The sequence below is a fragment of the Wenyingzhuangia sp. IMCC45467 genome (assembly GCF_054111205.1).
In genome coordinates this window covers 825954-843280 of the sequence record NZ_CM134196.1, presented here as the reverse complement: position 1 = coordinate 843280, position 17327 = coordinate 825954, and the positions used below count along the sequence as shown (strand labels likewise).

The following is a 17327-nucleotide window of genomic DNA, read 5'->3' as shown; positions in this document are numbered from 1 at the left end:
TATTGGTTGTCTTTTTTGTTTAAATATGTTTTTTCTATTTTTTTTTCAAAAGAAATCGTCCTCTAGGTTCATCAGCTTTATTGAGTACAATATCAGAATGTAAAAACTCTGCAGCAGCAGCAGAATCTTTTACTTTTGATGTGCTACGTTTTAACATTTCTTTTTCAAACTCATTTAAAACACTTTTTCTAATACCTGCTTTTTTCCAGTCAGATAAGGGTCTACATTCTTTTGTAATGGTTCTTGCAAGTAACAAAGCATCTAGTAAAGCTTGGTTGGCTCCTTGGCCTTTAAAAGGACTCATAGGATGTGCAGCATCACCAATGAGTGTGGTTTTTTTACCATTTTGTAATAGTTCAGAAGTTAAAATTTCTCTATCATAAACAGGATATCCAGAAATTAAATTTTCTGAAGTTGCAGCTAAAATTTGAGGAATTGGGCTGTGCCATTGAGTTCTATAACAAGCTTCTTGTTTTAAGAATTTACTCCCTTTATTACTAAGTTTTTTAGCTTCTGTTTCAGAAATAAGAAAACTAAGTTGCCACATTATAGAGTCAGAAGAATAAGGCATCATATAAATGCGTTCATAACCATTGGCTGTTTGAAATACTGTAGCTGAATCCAATAATGAACTTTCAATATCTTTTAGATTTTTTAATGGACAAATTCCTAAAATAACAATACATCCAAGATATTGTAGGGGAGTTTTGTCTTCACCAATTAATAAATGTCTAACTGTACTACGAATACCATCGGCACCAACCAAAAGATCTGTTTTTACATTCTTAATTTTATCATTTACTTTAAAAGTAAGATTTACATCGGTGGTTTCAGTAAAGTCTAATAATTGATGTCCCCATTTTATTACATGATGTCCATCAAGTTGTTTAAGTAAAGCTAAGCGTAAGGATTGTCTTGATATATGTATATTGGTACGTTTTGCTGATTTTTTCAGATCAGAACGGCCCCATTTTCTAATACCCCATTCTCCTATAATTTTTCCATCAGTTGTATGTACTATATGTCGGGTAGATACTATACCTTCTTTTAATTGATCAATTCCTAAAGCTTTAATAGCTTTACTTGCTTGTTGTAAAGTAAGTCCGTAGCCTTGAGATCTAGCATCAAAGTCTATATCTCTTTCATAAAGAGTAAATGGAATTCCTCTGTGTAAACAAGCAACAGCGAGCGCAACACCACCAATACCACCACCAATAATAGCAAGGTGTGGATAATCTTGTGTGTTAATTGGAGTAGGAGAGTCTGAATGTATTATTCCTGTACCTTTACAAGTGGAACAAATAGATAGAGAAGCTTTAGGCGAAATAGGTGCTAATTTTCCATTATTGTTTTTAGATATCTCTAGTTCTTTTTTATATTGTAATCTTACTTTTTTAGGTATTCTATTTCTTTTTTTTCCTTGTCCCTTACAGTTTAAACAAGCAGTCCAGTTTTGTTTTTTATTATTCATTAGCTGAACATAGTATTTATTTTAAATTAGGTATTAACATCTTAATGTAATATAAAAATAATCTTTTTATATATGTACAAAAAAGGCCTTTGCTAAACTGCAAAGGCCTTTCTTATTATTATGATATCAATATTTATTGAACTCCTACTAAATCTCCAGCAATATCTTTAGAAGGTAAATCAGATTTACCCATTAAGAAAATATCTACTTGACGAGCGGCTTCACGACCTTCAGAAATTGCCCAAACAATTAAAGATTGTCCTCTACGCATATCTCCAGCAGCAAATACATTTGGAATATTTGTTTGATAACTACCGTATTCAGCTTTGTAGTTAGAACGAGCATCTGTCTCAATTCCTAATTGTTCCGCAATAGTAGCTTCTGGACCTGTAAAACCAAGAGCTAATAAAGCCAAATCACAAGGCCAAATTTTCTCAGAACCTTCAATTTCTATCAATTGAGGTCTTTGTCCAGGAACCATTTTCCATTCAACATTAACCGTTTTTAAAGCTGTTAATTTTCCGTTTTCATCTTTGATGAATTCTTTAGTGTTGATTAACCAGTTTCTTTCACATCCTTCTTTATGAGAAGTAGATGTTTTTAACTGTAATGGCCAATATGGCCAAGGAGTAGACGGAGATCTATGTCCAGGAGGCTTAGGCATAATTTCAAAATTAGCCACAGATTTAGCTCCTTGACGGTTAGAAGTACCTACACAGTCAGAACCTGTATCTCCACCACCAATAACAATTACATTTTTATCAGTAGCTAAAACTTGATCTTTTACTTCTTTTCCAAAAACAACTTTAGTTTGTTGTGTTAAGAAATCCATTGCTTGTACCACACCATCAGCATCAATACCTGGAGTAGGTAAAGAACGTCTTTGAGTAGCTCCACCACATAAAGTAATAGCATCAAAAGCTTTTAATTCTTCAACAGAAACATTTACACCAACGTTAGCATTTACTTTAAAAGTAATTCCCTCAGCTTTTAAGATAGCTACTCTACGGTCAATAATTCCTTTTTCCATTTTAAAGTTAGGAATACCGTAACGTAACAATCCACCAACTTCATCATCTCTTTCAAAAACAGTTACTGTGTGCCCAGCTCTGTTTAATTGTTGAGCAGCAGCCAAACCAGCAGGTCCAGAACCTACAACAGCTACTGTTTTACCAGTTCTGTTTTTAGGTGGTTGTGGTTTGATCCATCCTTCTTTAAAAGCACGCTCTACAATATTCTTTTCTATGTTTTCAATAGAAATAGGATCTTCAATAATACCTAATACACAAGCTTTCTCACATGGAGCAGGACACAAACGACCTGTAAATTCAGGGAAGTTGTTTGTTGAGTGTAATATTAAAGAAGCTTTTTGCCATTCCCCTTGATGTACCATGTGGTTAAAATCAGGAATTAAGTTTCCTAATGGACAACCACTATGACAGAAAGGGATACCACAGTCCATACAACGTGAACCTTGCTCTGTAATTTCAGCCTCAGTTAATGGGACTGTAAATTCATTATAATTATGTACACGCTCTTCTACAGCTTTGTACGATTCGTCTTTTCTTTCGAATTCTTTAAATCCAGTTACTTTTCCCATATTATGATACTGTTAATTCTTCAAACATTGGTTCTTCATTTGCAATACGCTCTAAAGCTACTTTGTATTCTTTAGGCATAACTTTTACAAACTTAGCTAAGTAATTATCCCAGTCTGCTAAAATTTGTTTACCTCTATTACTATCAGTATAAGCTACGTGTTTTTCTATCAATCCTTTTAATTCAGCTGCATCTTCTGCAGTAATTGGATCAAAATCAATAGTTTCTTCATTACATAATCCATTAGTGAATTTACCATTTTCATCTAAAATGAAAGCATATCCACCACTCATACCAGCAGCAAAGTTACGTCCAGTTTTACCAAGTACAACAATTCTACCACCTGTCATGTATTCACATCCATGATCACCAACACCTTCAACAACAGCAGTTGCTCCAGAGTTACGAACAGCAAAACGTTCACCAGCAATTCCGTTTATAAATGCTTGTCCTTGAACAGCTCCAAATAAACAAACGTTACCAACAATAATGTTATCTTCTGCAACAAAATCAGCCTTAGCAGGTTTTTTTACAATAATTTTACCTCCAGACAAACCTTTACCCAAATAATCATTAGTGTTTCCTTCAACTGTATAAGTAATACCATGAGCTCCAAATACTCCCAAACTTTGTCCAGCAGAACCAGAGAAGTTTAAGTTTAAGGTATCTTCAGGTAATCCTAAATGACCATAAATCTTAGATATTTCGTTAGATACAATAGCACCTACAGAACGGTCTGTGTTGTTGATAGGATAATTTAATGTAGTTACTTCTTTTCTAAAGATAGCAGCATGTGCATCTTTTAAAATAGTAAAGTCAATTACATTGTCTAAATTATGATCTTGTTTTTCTGAGTTCTTAACAGGTAAGTTGCTGTAACCAGCAGGTTGGTGTAAGATTGCAGATAAATCTAATCCTTTAGCTTTATAATGATCAATAGCATTGTTTGCATTGATTTTTTGAGTCTGACCAATCATTTCATCCATAGAACGGAATCCTAATTGAGCCATGATTTCTCTTAATTCGTTCGCTACATAGTAGAAGAAGTTAATTACGTGTTCAGGAGTTCCCTTAAAGTTTTTACGTAATTCTTTATCTTGAGTAGCAATACCAACAGGACAAGTATTTAAGTGACACTTACGCATCATAATACATCCTGAAGCTACTAATGGTGCGGTTGCAAAACCAAATTCTTCCGCTCCTAATAATGCAGCAATAGCAACATCACGTCCAGTTTTTAACTGACCATCACATTCAACAACAATACGAGAACGTAAGTTGTTTAATACCAATGTTTGTTGAGCTTCTGCCAAACCAAGTTCCCAAGGTAAACCAGCGTGTTTTAATGAGGTTAAAGGAGATGCCCCTGTACCACCATCATAACCAGAAATTAATACTACATCTGCTTTTGCTTTAGCAACTCCGGCAGCAATAGTTCCAACACCAACTTCTGATACTAATTTTACGTTAATTCTAGCCTCACGGTTAGCGTTCTTTAAATCGTAAATTAACTGAGCTAAATCTTCAATTGAATAGATATCGTGGTGTGGAGGAGGAGAAATCAATCCTACGAAAGGAGTTGAGTTACGAGCTGATGCAATCCAAGGCAATACTTTAGTACCTGGTAATTGACCACCTTCTCCTGGCTTAGCACCTTGAGCCATTTTAATTTGAATTTCTTTAGCAGAACTTAAGTAGTGTGATGTTACACCAAAACGTCCTGAAGCAACTTGCTTAATAGCAGAGTTTTTATTATCTCCATTCGCATCTGGTTGAAAACGTCTTCTATCTTCACCACCTTCACCAGAGTTAGATTTTGCACCTAAACGGTTCATAGCGATAGCAAGGTTTTCATGAGCCTCACGAGAAATAGACCCGTAAGACATTGCACCTGTCTTAAAACGTTTTACAATTTCTGTCCATGGTTCAACTTCATCAACAGGAATAGGATCAAAGTTATCAAACTCAAACAATCCACGAATGGTTAACAAGTTTTTAGCTTGTTGGTTAATTGCGTTTTTATATACATCGTAAGAAGCTTGGTCATTTAAACGAACTGCTTGTTGTAATTTTGCAACAGTAGTAGGATTAAAAATGTGTCTTTCTCCGTTACGTCTCCATCTATAATCACCTCCAATGTTTAAACCTAAACGTTTGTCGATGTAAGTATCAGGATATGCATATTTATATCTTTCATTAATTTCTTTTTCAATTTCGTACAATCCAATACCTTCAATTCTAGAAGCAGTGTAAGGGAAATATTTGTTTACGAATTCTGAATTGAAACCAACAATTTCAAAAATTTGAGAACCTCTATATGAGTGTAATGTAGAGATACCAATTTTGTTCATTACTTTTAAGATTCCTTTACCAATAGCTTTGTTAAAGTTGTCTACAGCTTTTTGTTCATCTAACTCAATAAATCCTTCTTTTACTTGTAAACGGATAATTTCGTTAACCATATATGGGTTAATTGCCGAAGCACCATATCCAAATAAAGTAGCAAAATGATGTGGTTCACGAGGTTCTGCTGATTCTATTACAATATCAAAATAAGAACGCTTACGTAAACGGTTCATTTGGTGATGCACGTAAGAACAAGCTAATAATGCAGGAATTGGAGCTTTTTCTTTAGAAGCACCTCTATCAGATAAAATAATGATGTTTACTCCATTGTCTACCGCTTTAGAAATTTTAGTGATGATTTCTTCTAAACCATCTTCTAAACCGTTCATTCCTTTAACCTTGGTATATAACATTTCAATAGTTTCCGCCTTAAAACCATCTATATTGATGTTTCTAATCTTTTCTAAATCGTTGTTAGATATTACAGGGTTTTGAATTCTAAGTTTATGACATTGATCTGGAGTAATATCAAAAATATTTTTGTCATTACCTAAAGCCAAACTAATATCAGTAACTACTTCTTCACGGATACCATCCAAAGGAGGGTTTGTTACCTGAGCAAATAATTGCTTAAAGTAGTTTGGTAATAATTGAGGTCTGTCAGATAAAACAGCAATAGGAGTATCAATACCCATAGAACCTAAAGCTTCTTTACCTTCTTGTGCCATTGGTACAATTACTTCTTGAATATCCTCAATAGTATAGTTATATAAACGTTGACGAGTTTTTAAGTCTAATGTCTCTAAAGGACAAGCTTTATTATCGTTAGGAACGTCTTTTAATCTTAAGCTATTTTTGTTTAACCATTCTTTATAAGGTCTTTCAGAAACAATTTTGTTTTTGATTTCCTCATCATCAATAATTCTACCTTTATTCATATCAACCAAGAACATTTTACCAGGCTCTAAACGACCATGGCTTACAATATCTTCTGGCTGAATATCTACAACACCAACTTCTGATGACATGATTAATTTACCACTCTTAGTTACAGTATAACGAGAAGGTCTTAAACCGTTACGGTCTAATAAGGCTCCTACATAATCACCGTCTGTAAAAGGAACTGAGGCAGGACCATCCCAAGGTTCCATAATACAAGAGTTGTATTCGTAAAATGCTTTTCTGTCTTCAGACATGGTAGCGTGTTTTTCCCAAGCTTCAGGAATGGTCATCATCATTACTTCTGGTAAAGATCTACCTGTTAAAGTTAATAACTCAACAGACATATCCATAGAAGCAGAATCCGACTTACCTGGTAAGATAATTGGGAATAATTTTTCCATTGTCTTTGCATCAAAAACATCAGATTTCATAATCTCTTCACGAACACGCATTCTAGATACGTTACCTCTTAAGGTATTAATTTCCCCATTTTGACATAAAAATCTAAATGGTTGAGCCAATTCCCAAGCAGGCATTGTATTGGTAGAAAAACGTTGATGTACCAATGCTAATCTTGTTACCAAGTCAGGTTGTTGTAAATCTGTATAATAAGGACCAATATCTTCTGGCATAATAATACCTTTATAGATAAGAGTCGTATTTGATAATGATGGCAAGTAAAAATAACTTGCTTCAGACATTTTAGAGTTACGGATGGTATGCTCAGTAATTTTACGTGCAGCATATAACTTAGCTCTAAAAACATTTTCTTCTAAATCTCCTTGAGCAACAAATACTTGCTCGATATTAGGTTCCGATGCCAATGCAATTTCTCCCAATTGAGAAGAGTCAACAGGAACTTCTCTCCATCCTAAAACAGTTAAGCCTTGGTTGGTGATTTCTTTTTCAAATGCTTCTTTACAAAATTTATGTTGATTGGTATTCTTTGGTAAGAATACCATTCCCACAGCGTATTTACGTTGTTCAGGAATTTCAAAATCACAAACTCTTTTAAAGTAATCGTGAGGGATGTCTATTAATAATCCAGCACCATCTCCGGTTTTCCCGTCGGCACTAACACCACCACGGTGTTCTAATTTCACTAAAATTTCTAATGCATCATGAATAATCTGATTGGTTTTTTCACCTTTAAGGTTACAAATAAAACCTGCCCCACAGTTTTCATGTTCAAATTCTGGTAAGTATAGTCCTTGTTTCTGTATCATATTTTATATAAATATAGACAGCAAAATTACGCAAATATTAATGAATTACAAACTATACAAGTGGTTACGTAACTTTGTTTGTTCAATAGAAGTGTTTTGTTGAGTATATGATTGTTTTGTTTGTCTTTTGTTGATAATATGATAAAATTAAAGGGTATATTTTTTTGAGTACAAAATATCTCATTATTAATGTTTTAAATAAGTTTTGTGTAAAATATTGTATTGTAGATGTTTAGCTTATTTAGAATTAATATGTATTATACTTGGACTATTATCATGTAAAAACATTTTATTTGTTGGTTTTTTTATTGTGATTAATCAGTTGTGTTTTAATAATGTAGATGTATTATTGATTATGTATAATCTTTTAGTATCAGTTTTCAATATTATTTAAATAAACACGATAGTCTTATTTGTTTTTATTCTAAATAATTATCTTTGCATACCCTAAATGTTCAAATATGAGTAAAAATACTCCAAACGATATTTTCCATTTTGAGAACTTTGTAACTGGAAGTGAAAAGGCTTTTGAGTATTTCTTTCATAAGTATTACAATCATATACTTGGTTTTTCAATCAATATTTTAAATGAAGAGCAAGAAGCGGAACATATTACTCAAGAGGCTTTTGTGAATCTTTGGACAAATAGAGCTAAGATTGAAAAATGTACAGGGATTGAATCTTTCCTTTATACCTATGCAAAATCTAAATGTTTAAACAGTATAAGACACCACAAAGTAAAAAAACGATATGTTGACGATTCTTTAAATGCAAAAGAACAACAATTAAATTATGAAGTATTAAGGTCCATGGAGTTCGATGCTTTTGATTTGGTTGAACTAAAAGAGTTGATTCAACAAGCTATTGATGATTTGCCAATACAAACCAAAATAATTTTTGAAAAAAAACGCTTTCAAGATAAAATGAATAAGGAAATAGCAGAAGAGTTGGGAGTAAGTATAAAAACTGTTGAGGCACACATTACCAAAGCTTTAAAGTATTTAAAACTTAGTTTGTCATCTTATTTACCTACGGTTTTACTAGTATTTATGTTTAATAGTTAATAAAAAGACTAATTTTAAATAGGGTTTTTTAACAGATAGGGGTACTTATTATACAGGCGACTAATTTCGGTTGTCTAGTGAACTTATTTTGTTAAAAATGGATGTTAAATTATTGTATAAGTATTTACAAAACAATGCTACAGAAAAAGAAGTAGCACAAGTTTTTAAATGGATAGATGCTTCAGAGGAAAACAAACAACAGTTTTTGTTGTTAAAAAAATCAACGTTATTAACAGCAGAAGCTTCTGTTGATTCTCATAAAGCTTTTCAACAAGTTCAAAAGCAAATTCAATACAAACCTCAAAAATCTAGTTTTCAATTTTATAAATACGCTGCGGTTTTGGTAGTGAGTATGGCTGTTTCTATGGCTTGGTATTTTAATAGAACTAAAGTTGTTGAAGCTCCAGAGTATGTGCAGTTAGAAATTGAAGGAGAAGAAACACAAGAGCTTAAAGAAACACATAAAGGTTGGTTAACAAATAGAGTAGGAACCTTGTTGGCAAAACAAAATGAGCAAGAACTATCGTATCAAAATCAAGATAAAAAACTAAGCAATCACATTCCTATACACACCTTAAAAGTACCTTATGGAAAAACGTTTAAAGTTGTTTTGTCCGATGGAACTACGGTGTTTTTAAACGCAGGGAGTTCATTAAAATTTCCAGAACATTTTGGTACAGAAGGAACAAGAGAGGTTTATTTAAAAGGAGAAGCTTTTTTTAATGTTGCAAAAGATGAAGCACATCCGTTTATGGTAAAAACACAAGATGCTTTGGTGCAAGTGTTGGGAACTCAATTTAATTTTAGTGCTTATCAAGAAGATGAAACGGTTCATTGTGAATTGTTAGAAGGAGAAGTTCTTTTTTCCAATCCATCAAAAAAATCTGTGGTGTTGACTCCAGGAGAACAAGCCTTGGTGAATAAAGGTTCTAATGATGTTCAAAAATCAACAGTTGCTGTTTCAGAGTATACTTCATGGATGCATGGGGAGTTAATTTTTAACAATACTCCTTTTCCACAAATTGTAAAAAAACTAGAAAGATCTTTTAATGTAAATATCAACAATCATTATGCTGTTTTAGGAAATCAAGCATTTTCGGGAGTTGTAAAAGTAAAAAATGGAGATGTTAAAGAACTGTTTGAGTTGTTTAAAATAGATACTCCTTTTCAGTATAACATTACAGGTAGTACCATAGAAATTACCCAACCATAATATTACTTAACCCCAAACTTTATGAAATTTTTTAAGTTATACATCATTGCTAAAAAAGCAATGGTACTAGGGTGTTTTATCATCAGTCTATCCGTGTTTTCACAAGAAAAAAAGTTGACGTTAGATTATAAAGACAGTCCATTACACCAAGTTTTAGAAAGCATAGAAGAACAAACATCGTATAGGTTTTTATTTAATGCTCAGAAAATAGACCTCAAAACCAAAGCCACCATTGCAATAGAAACTAGCAATTTAGATTTGATTTTATCGACGTTGTTTATGAATTCTGATATCGAATATGCTATCAGAAAAGAACAGATATTACTAACAAAACAGATTAGAAAAACATCAGCTTCTGTTAAACAAGAACAAAGAACAATAAGAGGAAGGGTGCTCAATGCTAAAACCAAAGAACCCTTAATGGGAGTTATGGTGTTGGTTAAAGGAACTAGGCAAGGAGCTATTACCAATGAAAAAGGAGAATTTCTGTACTTAATAAAAGGAACTAATATAAAAAATAAAGTACTGACTTTCTATTTGTTAGGGATGCAAAATCAAGAAATAGTTGTAGGGAATCAATCTTTTTTTGAAGTGTTTTTGGAATCTGAAACCGATTATTTAGAAGAGATCGTGTTAACCTCTTCTTATGGAACCAAAAAGATAAAAGAAGAGTTGGTGGGGAGTGTAGCTACTTTAACGAGTGAGGATATTCAAGTTGAGCAAACATTAGAAAGTGTTGATAAAATGCTTGAAGGTCAGATTGCAGGAGTGTTGATAGAAAATACCACGGGAGTAGGAACTCCTGTAAAAATACATGTGAGAGGTCAGGGAAGTTTAACACCTTTAAACAATGCCGTTTTAGGAACATCTACACAGCCTTTAATTATTATTGATGGTGTTATTTTGGCTGAAGAAGCGGCTATAGATAGTGAGTCTTTTGATGGAAGTGGACGTTTTACCGAAGATTTATTAAATCCTTTAACCCAATTGTCTCCCGAAAGTATTGAGAGTTTTACCGTGTTAAAAGATGCTGCAGCCACAAGTCTTTACGGTGCCGATGGTGCCAATGGAGTTATTTTAATTACCACTAAAAAGGGAAAAAGAGGGAAGCTAAAATTTAACTTTTCTACGCAATTGGGAGTTTCTTCGGCAATCAATAAAATTAAATATTTAAATGGAGAGCAATACCATGAACTTAGAAATGAGTATTTAAAAAATACCACGATCAATTATACACCAACAACGTATAATGGTGTGGATACCGATTGGTTTGAGGTGTTAAACGAACAAGGTTTTTTTAATAGAACAAATTTTGGAGTTTCAGGAGCTAATAAAAAAATATCATACAGAGTTAATGTAGGGTATTCTAAAATAGATGAGGCTCAAAAAGGAAACGAAACAGAACAGCTAAATACCAGTGTTAATTTAGGATATGAATTTAAAAAGTTTTCAGCCAGTTTATCATTACAGCCAAGTTACTTGCAAAAAACAAATCCTAATATTTATTACAGTTTTGCTTTTGTTCCTACCATCAATCCTTACACAGAAGATGGAGCGTTTTCAGAAATAGGAGTTACGGGGATGGCCAATCCTTTAGCTGCAATCGCTCAAAATAAAAATGTTACCAAAACCTATGCATTGTTAGGGAGTTTAAATCTAAATTATCAGTTGTCAGATGATTTTAGTGTTTCAACCTTGTTTGGTATTTCAGCATCTGATAAAGAACAAGATCGATATTTTTCTGGAGCCAATGAAAGTGGAAGAAGTAGTGGTTCTTTTACTTTAAATGGAGTGACTTATCCTAATTGGGGAAGGAGAGTAATTAATGAAAGAAGCAATCATAAGTGGAATTGGCATGCTCAATTAAGTCATCAAAAAAACATCAACAACCAACATTATTTTAACAGTATATTGGGAATTGAGTTGGCAGCAGATGAGGCTAATTTAGCTTATCAGAGTGGATTAGGATTTGTGAATTACGAGCAAGTAAATAGTGTTGCAAATGCTATTAGAGATGACAATCCTGATACTGTTGTTGATGAATCTACCAACAATCAATCTTACCGATCGGATATTAACAACAATTCTAGAATCTCTATTTTTTCTCAGTTTAATTACAACTTTAACAAACGATACTTTTTTTTAGCAAACCTGCGTAGAGATGAAAGTTCTGTTTTTGGAACAGATACCAGTGTGGCTTATAACGGTGGAGCTGGTGCTAGCTGGATGTTGTCTAACGAAGATTTTTTAACTCAGGTATATTGGCTTGATTTGTTAAAACTAAAAGTGAGTTATGGAACTACGGGAAATTCTAGAATAGGATCGTACCGATCTAAAGGATTGTACAATAGCTCTCAAAACGGGTACAATGGAAATACAGGAGCTACCACTTCTACTGCTCCAAACATTGCATTAGGGTGGGAAAAAAATACCAAGTTTAATGCGGGAATTGATATCAATGTTTTCCAACGATTAAATCTTTCAGTAGAATATTATTACGATGCTATTTCAGACTTAATAACTAGCAGAAATATTCCATCAGAACTCGGGTATAGTAGCATGCAATTAAATGCTTCGGATATGTACAATAGAGGTTGGGAATTGTCTGCTTTGATGAAATGGATCAAACAAAAAGATTTTAAATGGACGACCTCTTTTAATGTTTCTACAGTAAAAAACAAGGTGACAAAATTAACTGGTTTGGGAAGCGAATATTCTACTTCTGAACGAGCGTTGGCACAAAAAGTAGGATACAGCACTACAGCTATTTGGGGAATAAAATGGGTAGGGATAGATCCTGCTACGGGGAGAGATTTGTTAGAAAAAGACGGACAAGTATACGATGCCGTTACTTACAATAGATTGTTTTCAGAAGCTGACTGGGAACCCATAGGAAACAGTCAGGCAAAAGCCTATGGAGGATTTAACAATACGTTTACCTTCTTTAACAAATTAGATGTTTCGGTAAGAGGTTCTTATCAGTTTGGAGGTGATGCGATGGTGCAAGATGAGTTAATTTCTAAATACAATATTACATCTAACAGAAACTTATCGGTAAACGCTTACGATTATTGGAGACAACAAGGCGATGTTGTGCTGCAGCCAGTGGTTACCAGCAACAATCCTCCGTTGTCTAATCTTACCAAATATTTATACGATGCCAGTTATATAAAAATCAACAACATCAATATTAAATACAATTTTAACACAAACACACTTCCTTTTATAAAAAGATTGTCAGCCTATGTAAACGTCTCTAATGTAGGTTATTGGTATTTAGAAAAAAGCCCAGAAGGAAGAAATGGGATTAGAGAATTTATGTTTACGTATCCGCAATCAAGAACCTTTACGGTAGGAGTAAGTGTTGGATTTTAAAAAAGAAAAATATGAAGAAATATAGCATCTATATAATTACTGTTTTAATGAGTTTTGGTCTTACAGGCTGTAGTGATTTTTTGGAACAGGAAACAGGAAATAGAAGTTCTGTAAACGAGCAATTAGCAACCAAAGAAGGTGTTGTAACAGCTTTGTACGGTACTTATACATCTTTAGAAAATTTATTGAGAAGTGAGGCTTTTACAGTGTATGCCGATTTGCAAGGGGGGAATTTGTCTTTTTCTCCTACGGCTTCAGGAACCAATAAAGGTCAAATTTCTGTTTCAAGCAATGTAGAAAATGTCTATGCGTTTCAAGATCTTGCATTGAGTAGTCATTTAAGTTCGTTTTATAGCAGTGCTTATAGTGTTATCAATCAGGTGAATCTTATTCTGGAATTTGTGCCTTTGTTGCCAAATACTAGCGAGCAAGATCAAGCAGCAATACAAGCACAATGCAAAACTATTAGAGGGTATGTTCATTTTTTATTGTTACAGATGTACGCTCAAAATTATACTTATACTACCGATGCTAGTCATTTAGGAGTGGTGTACCAAACGTTAACATTAAATTCTGGAATCTCATATGCTGAAAGAGCAACGGTTAAAGATTGTTATGATTTTTTAATTAGTGATTTAAATGATGCGATAAGCTTGTATCAGCAAGAAAATACTTTGTTGGAAGGACCCGATTATTCTTACTTCAACAGTTATAGTGCTAAAGCATTGTTGGCTAGAATTTATTTAGCTCAAAACAATTGGGAGCAAGCCTATGAGTTGGCCAACGATGTTATAGAGAATAGTGGACTTACATTGAGCTCTTCAGCGACTTATGTTGAAGAATGGGAAAACACAGATGCTCCTATCAACGAGGTTTTATTGGAGTTTTCAGTTCCTAGAGATGCTGAAGGAAATGTGGGGGCTTCAATGTCTGCTCATTACGGAATTAGTTCGGCTACCAATTATGGAAAATATGTAGCTTCTTTAGATTTAGTCACTCTTTTTGAAGAAAACGATGTGAGAAAAGAATTGTTCATCTCCAATCAACTAGCCACTCTTTACAATGATGAGTTGGTTGATGAAACCTATTACTTTACCAAAAAATATCAAGACAATGCTGGCTATACCGCATTTAGATTAAGCGAGTTGTATTTTATTAGAGCAGAAGCAGCGATTTATTTAAACAATGAAACTGTGGCTTTGCAAGACATAAATACCATTAAAGAAAGAGCGGGAGCAGCTATAATAACAACTTCAACTGATTTGCTAACGGAGCTTTCGTTAGAAAAAAGAAAAGAATTCTGTTTTGAAGGGCATTTGTTTTTTGATATCGCTAGAACCCATCAAAATGTAGAACGAAATCAAGGGTGTATTTCCAATGTTTGTTCTTTAAGCTATCCATCACCAAAATTAGTGTTGCCAATTCCCCAATCTAGTATCAATATTAATTCAAATATAGAACAAAATGAATCGTATTAATATCCAATGTTTTTACTTGCTATTTGCTGTGTTGTTAATGGCTTGTTCAAAAGAAGAAGTTGAAACTACTATGGTAGACCCTCATGTAAGATTTCATTTTTTAGTGAGTTCTAACAATCAACCTTTGGAGTATCCTCAGGTAAGTAGTGGGTTAATTGCTCAATCATCCCATACACATCAGAGTCTTGTAACGCTAAAAATTCCTGTGGCTTTGTCTGCGAATCAATTAAAAGAAAAAGTAACGGTTTCTTATGAGGTTTATACAGAAAATGAGTTGAATTTAGTGACAATGACTCCTGAAAATCAGTTGACTTTTCAGGCTGATAAGTTGGTGGACACGCTGTATGTAAATTTTAATCAGCGTTGGGAAACACCACAAGATATTTCTATAAAATTAACTGCAGTTTCTGATGAAACGATTCAGATTGGTGCTTTAAACGATGCTTATAAAAATGATGAATTTAGTCTGACTCTAGAAAGTGTAAATACCACTTATGCATTGGCTCAAAATAGAATAGAAATTCAAGGACAACAAGGAGAGCAAGTGCAGTTTGATGTACAGTTTCCTAATGGTTTTGTAACTGATGAAATTGATGAATTACAAATGTTTACCGAGTTAAAAGGATTTGATTATCGTTTGGAAAAAATATCAGAAAATCCGTTTAAAAAATCCATTACTTATCAGTTAACACTAAATGAGGCTATAGATAACGATGAAGTGTATTACAAAAGTACGGTTGGGTTACAAAGTACTGATTTATATGCTACCAGTGGAAATACCATTCTAGAAATTATAAAACCTACCAAAACAGACAGAGATGTTTTGTTAAATACGGCAGCAAACTTTTATAATTTGTCCGATCCTTTTCATAGAACTTATGGAGAAAATTGGATGGATAGCAATAATGATGGTGTGTGTAGTTGGCAATCGTTTTTTGCGTTTACTTATCCTGTAGTTGTAGATGCAGACGATGAAAATGCTGTGTTGTATGATGATTTAGGAACTGATGATCCTTCGGATGATATTTACCATCATGCGTTTAGAATTGGGTTTAACACTACAACATCGGCAACAGCTACTACCAATTCATTTAATTTAAAAAGATGGTTTACTGGTGAGTCTGGTTCTGCTCAATATTCTCCAGGATTTAATATTCAAGAAGCATTAGAGTTTTTTCCTACAGAGGGAACCAATGCCAAAAGTGGAAAAGTATTGGTGATTCCTCAAAACATCACCATAGGAACAAGTGCAGGTAAGAGTTACAATATTGCAATTTCTGGAGAGGGAACCTATGAAGAAATTAGTGAAGATGTTTTTCAGTTAGATTTTGAGTTAAACGCTACCAATCAAGAACTTTTTGGAGGGACTGTAACTTCTGTTTACAAAATATACAACACTTCAAATTACCAAGACCCCGAAGATTTAACCACCAATAATTGTCATGCCACTTATGATTTATAAAAACTATAAAATAATTTTAATAGCAGTTGTGTTTGTTTTATTTGGTTCTTGGATAAAAAAGAATGGAACAGCTACTGCTGATATTGTGTATTTAAGAAAAGTATATGCTAGCGGAAATACTGCTTTGTGGCCTAAACCACATTTACATTCATCCGTAGATACATTGTTGTTTAAAGATATTGGAGCGTTGCCCAAGGTAACACATCCTAGTTACAATCCCTATTCTGCAGACAAAGCTAAGTTGGGAAAAATGTTGTTTTTTGATCCACGATTGTCGGTTAGTGGACAAATTGCTTGTGCATCTTGTCATAACCCAGAGTTGGCATGGACTGATAATTCTACTCGTTCATTTGGACATAACAGACAAACGGGAAAAAGAAATGCTATGACTATTTTAAACACAGCCCATGCAAAAGAATTGTTTTGGGATGGTAGGGCAATTAGTTTAGAAGATCAGGTACGTTTTCCTATTCAAGATCCTTTGGAAATGAATCAGGATATTCATTTAGCAGTAAATACAATTCAAAGTATCAAAGGATATCAACCTTATTTTAAAAAAGCATTTGGAGATACGTTGGTTACACAACAAAGAATTCAGTATGCCGTGGCTACTTTTGAAAGAACGGTGAATAGTTACAAAAGCAAGTTTGACAAATTTGTGTTGGGAGATGCCAATCAGTATACCGATGAAGAGGTGTTAGGACTTCATTTGTTTAGAACCAAAGCAAGATGTATTAATTGTCATAACACACCTTATTTTAGTGATAACCAGTACCACAACGATGGACAAACATTGTTTGGAACAAAGAACGAAGATTTTGGAAGGTATCATGTAACTCAGCAAATGGAAGACTTGGGGAAAATGAGAACTCCAACACTTAGAGAAGTGTCTAGAACAGGACCTTGGATGCATCATGGACATTTTCCTTCGCTTTTAGATGTGGTGGAGTTTTATAATTTGGGAAATCCAGCCCCTATTCAAAAAAAGTATCTGGGCATAGGAAGAGATTCTTTAATTCCTACTACATCTCCAATCCATCAAAAATTACATTTAAACAAAACAGAAATCAACGCGGTAATTGCCTTTATGGAAACCTTAAAATCTAGTAAGGGAAGAACCTTGTTGCCGGAGTTACCAAATTAATATCAAC

At 33.6% G+C, this 17327-nt stretch carries 9 protein-coding genes; 6 read left to right on the top strand and 3 right to left on the bottom strand.

Annotated features, from left to right (window positions below; translation table 11 throughout):
* Positions 1-34: 34 nt before the first annotated feature.
* The 3 genes from ACXGQT_RS03695 to gltB form a co-directional block, all read right to left on the bottom strand.
* Positions 35-1471, bottom strand: coding sequence for an FAD-dependent oxidoreductase (locus tag ACXGQT_RS03695; protein ID WP_457830057.1), 1437 nt, complete (start codon positions 1469-1471; stop codon positions 35-37).
* Positions 1472-1604: 133 nt separating this feature from the next.
* The gene (locus ACXGQT_RS03690) at positions 1605-3071 is read right to left on the bottom strand and encodes a glutamate synthase subunit beta (RefSeq protein WP_457830056.1); all 1467 of its coding nucleotides are present in this window, start codon (positions 3069-3071) and stop codon (positions 1605-1607) included.
* A 1-nt stretch (position 3072) separates the two neighbouring features.
* Positions 3073-7584, bottom strand: coding sequence for a glutamate synthase large subunit (gene gltB / locus ACXGQT_RS03685; protein ID WP_457830055.1), 4512 nt, complete (start codon positions 7582-7584; stop codon positions 3073-3075).
* 461 nt (positions 7585-8045) lie between these two features.
* Here gltB and ACXGQT_RS03680 point away from each other — a divergent pair, with 461 nt between their 5' ends.
* The 6 genes from ACXGQT_RS03680 to ACXGQT_RS03655 all read left to right on the top strand — a co-directional run bounded on the left by ACXGQT_RS03680 (position 8046) and on the right by ACXGQT_RS03655 (position 17320).
* A complete protein-coding gene (locus tag ACXGQT_RS03680; protein WP_457830054.1) occupies positions 8046-8648 on the top strand; it encodes an RNA polymerase sigma-70 factor in 603 nt (200 codons plus the stop codon).
* A 97-nt stretch (positions 8649-8745) separates the two neighbouring features.
* Entirely contained in the window at positions 8746-9861 is a 1116-nt protein-coding gene (locus tag ACXGQT_RS03675; protein WP_457830053.1) for a FecR family protein, read from the top strand.
* 21 nt (positions 9862-9882) lie between these two features.
* Positions 9883-13236 (top strand): SusC/RagA family TonB-linked outer membrane protein, encoded by a 3354-nt coding sequence (locus tag ACXGQT_RS03670; protein WP_457830052.1) that lies wholly within the window; start codon positions 9883-9885, stop codon positions 13234-13236.
* Between the two features lie 11 nt (positions 13237-13247).
* On the top strand, positions 13248-14714 hold the full coding sequence (locus ACXGQT_RS03665; RefSeq protein ID WP_457830051.1) for a RagB/SusD family nutrient uptake outer membrane protein: 1467 nt from the start codon (positions 13248-13250) through the stop codon (positions 14712-14714).
* Entirely contained in the window at positions 14701-16176 is a 1476-nt protein-coding gene (locus ACXGQT_RS03660; RefSeq protein ID WP_457830050.1) for a hypothetical protein, read from the top strand. Before ACXGQT_RS03665 ends, ACXGQT_RS03660 begins: the two co-directional genes overlap by 14 nt.
* Positions 16166-17320 (top strand): cytochrome-c peroxidase, encoded by a 1155-nt coding sequence (locus ACXGQT_RS03655; protein ID WP_457830049.1) that lies wholly within the window; start codon positions 16166-16168, stop codon positions 17318-17320. The genes ACXGQT_RS03660 and ACXGQT_RS03655 overlap by 11 nt, the downstream gene beginning before the upstream one ends.
* Positions 17321-17327: the final 7 nt, after the last annotated feature.

Coding starts and splice junctions, on each gene's coding strand:
- ACXGQT_RS03670 (WP_457830052.1), top strand. CDS start 9,883: ATGAAATTTTTTAAGTTATACATCATTGCTAAAAAAGCAATGGTACTA.
- ACXGQT_RS03680 (WP_457830054.1), top strand. CDS start 8,046: ATGAGTAAAAATACTCCAAACGATATTTTCCATTTTGAGAACTTTGTA.
- gltB (WP_457830055.1), bottom strand. CDS start 7,584: ATGATACAGAAACAAGGACTATACTTACCAGAATTTGAACATGAAAAC.
- ACXGQT_RS03675 (WP_457830053.1), top strand. CDS start 8,746: ATGGATGTTAAATTATTGTATAAGTATTTACAAAACAATGCTACAGAA.
- ACXGQT_RS03655 (WP_457830049.1), top strand. CDS start 16,166: ATGATTTATAAAAACTATAAAATAATTTTAATAGCAGTTGTGTTTGTT.
- ACXGQT_RS03665 (WP_457830051.1), top strand. CDS start 13,248: ATGAAGAAATATAGCATCTATATAATTACTGTTTTAATGAGTTTTGGT.
- ACXGQT_RS03660 (WP_457830050.1), top strand. CDS start 14,701: ATGAATCGTATTAATATCCAATGTTTTTACTTGCTATTTGCTGTGTTG.
- ACXGQT_RS03695 (WP_457830057.1), bottom strand. CDS start 1,471: ATGAATAATAAAAAACAAAACTGGACTGCTTGTTTAAACTGTAAGGGA.
- ACXGQT_RS03690 (WP_457830056.1), bottom strand. CDS start 3,071: ATGGGAAAAGTAACTGGATTTAAAGAATTCGAAAGAAAAGACGAATCG.